Raw genomic sequence first — 593 nt, 5'->3', positions numbered from 1 at the left:
ACCATCTCTTCTTTGTGTCGTTCAATTACCGAGGCAACCGCCCGGGCACCATGAACCAGAAGGTAACGGAAGTAGCCATCTCCCCGTTTACTTATGCCTCCCAGCCGCTGTTTGCCGCCGCTCGAGTGTTCACGCGGCGTTAACCCCATCCAGGCTGAGAACTGTTTTGCACTGCTGAACTGCTTTCCGTCACCTACTGATGCGACCACATACGTTGCCGTCAGCAGCCCAACGCCGGGTACTTTTGTCACTCGTTTACAGGCTTCCTGTGTTTCAGCCCACGACTTCAGCTGCTGTTCGATTAGCACCAGCTGGTCTTCCAGCGCATCAATATGCGCCATCTGCCGTGATGCGCTGGCACGTACGAACGGAGACAGCTCATTCTCTGCGTCTTCAAGAATTTCCGGAACGCCCTGATTCAGCGATGTTCTGCCCGTGGCCATCACAAAACCAAATTCAGCCAGCATGGCCCTCAGGTTGTTCGTACAGGCGACCCGTTCCCTGATGATGATATCCCGCTCCGTATGAAGGGCGATAACAGCCTGCTGATCAACGGTTTTAACCTGGACAAAGCGCATATTGGGTCGGGTAAC

General features: G+C 54.5%; 1 protein-coding gene. It reads right to left on the bottom strand.

Translation table 11 applies throughout. The annotated features are described in order from the left end of the window. Nucleotides 1–593, bottom strand: a 593-nt coding sequence (locus IBT47_RS26815) for an IS110 family transposase (RefSeq protein WP_200564290.1), incomplete at both ends; no start/stop codon positions are given.

The organism is Erwinia sp. S43 (assembly GCF_016624745.1).
Taxonomy (GTDB): domain Bacteria; phylum Pseudomonadota; class Gammaproteobacteria; order Enterobacterales; family Enterobacteriaceae; genus Erwinia; species Erwinia coffeiphila.
Note: the sequence above shows the minus strand (reverse complement) of the source record. Positions and strands in the feature narration are given on the sequence as shown.